Here is a 1431-nt window from a genome sequence, read left to right as displayed (position 1 = left end):
CTTTCCTGTTCGCTTTGTAAACGGGTATGGTGGCCTCCCACTTTTGAGGTTCACGATGCAGGGTTGGCACACAACGTTTTTGGGGATGCGTGGGCTCCCCCGCGATATCAGCGACTTCGAGATGAAGGCATTTTTCACCTTCGATGGTGCCGAGCGCGACGCAATCAATGCACGCCGAGGTGATTCCCACAAGCTTGGTCTGGCGCTCCATATTGGTTTCCTGCGCATGAGTGGGCGTTTGCTCGGTGCCTTTCGGGTAATTCCAGTAGCCTTGTGGCGCCACCTTGGCAACGAGCTTGGCATTGCAGCACCAGAAGTCGCCTCGCTGAGAGCCATGTATGAACGCGGGCGCACGCTATTCGATCACCAACAAGTAGCCTGCACGGTCCTTGGATTCCAGTGGATGAGCGAGCACCAGCGCCGCTCACTGGTACGTGAACTGCGCGACGAAGTGGCGCGCTGCGCCGACCGCGATCAGCTACTCGTGCGGGCGCGTCAATGGCTGTACAAGAACAAGCTGGTGATCGTGCACGAGCGGGCAATTCGGACACTGATTGCGGCGGCACTTGCCCAGCTTGAAGTTGAAACAGGCACCGCCATCGCCGCCAGCGTTGATCCAGCAACACTTGATCGCTGGCGAGCCTCAGTTTCAGAGCTGCGCCCAGATGGACAAACCCAGCAGAGTTGGCTATGGGCTGCACCGGCGAAACACTCAACCCGCCAAATCAGCGAGGTACTGGAGCGCATCGACCTGCTTTACACGCTGGACGTTCATAAGCACCTGGCAGACATCCCCGATCTCATCTTGCGCCGCTACGCGCGCCGACTTGTCTCCAGGCCGCCCTCAGCCGGAGCCAAGATCAAAGAGCCAGCGCGCACCGTGGAGGTCGCATGCTTTCTTCGGTATTGCCTGTTCACCACCACAGACCAGTTGATCCTTATGGTGCAGCGCCGGATCGCCGATCTGTGGCGTCAGGCTGCCGCCGATGTCCCCGCTACCGTCAATTGGGCCGCAATGTACAAAACGCTGCTCGGCGAACTTGTTGCCTTGAGCGCGCAAGGTGCGGTGCCAGATGCTGAGTTGCGTGCCCGTCTTGAAGCCTTGATCACCGAAACCCAGAAACGCAAACCACCGAGCAGGGCCTCCCTGGTCCGCGAGGGATTGATTGATGGAATTCGCCCCGTGCGGTCGTTGCTCGTCGCCATTGCAAAGCTGCCCTGGCAGGCCACCGGCGAGCATCCTGCCATCGAGTACCTTGCCAAGCTGCAAGCTTTATATCTCAAAGGATCCAGAAAGCTGCCAGTTGAAGTGGTGGCACCAAGTCTGGGAATGATCTGGCAGGTTTCGATCTCCAGCCCAGACCGGGAACGGGCGTTTCAGGCGTTGGAGGTGGCCACCCTGTTTGCCCTGCGCCGCGCGGTGCGCAATGG

At 59.5% G+C, this 1431-nt stretch carries 1 pseudogene; it reads left to right on the top strand.

Annotated elements, in window-relative coordinates:
• Positions 1-55 precede the first annotated feature (55 nt).
• Positions 56-1431: pseudogene (locus ABDB81_RS30305) on the top strand (Tn3-like element IS1071 family transposase); the annotation flags it as partial.

This window comes from Cupriavidus sp. DL-D2 (assembly GCF_039710735.1).
Lineage (GTDB): Bacteria > Pseudomonadota > Gammaproteobacteria > Burkholderiales > Burkholderiaceae > Cupriavidus.
The sequence above is the reverse complement of the archived record's forward strand: the minus strand, read 5'-3'. Positions and strand labels throughout refer to the sequence as shown.